Annotated in this window: 1 protein-coding gene; it reads right to left on the minus strand. The window is 66.8% G+C overall.

All coding sequences use genetic code 11. The annotated features are described in order from the left end of the window. On the minus strand, window positions 1–241 hold a 241-nt coding region (locus ACZ6JE_RS15510; RefSeq protein WP_464319526.1), incomplete at both ends, for a hypothetical protein.

Consider the following 241-nt stretch of genomic DNA (forward strand, 5'->3'; position numbering starts at 1 on the left):
GGGCCGTACCGTCCGATGCGGAGGGTGAGCCCCTCGCCGAGCGGTATGGAGTTGATGTCCCGTGCGTCGATGGCGCCGAGGTTGTCGACCACCTTGCGGAGACCACGGTGCTGCTCGTTGCCGAAGTCGAAGCCGTTGAGCCAGTCGACCCGATCGGCGCCGCCCCCGGCGAGCAGGTCCAGGTCGTCTTCCATGCTCGCGGTGAAGTCGTACTGGACGAGGTCGCCGAAGTAGTCCTCGA

The organism is Frigoribacterium sp. AC759, from assembly GCF_979256015.1.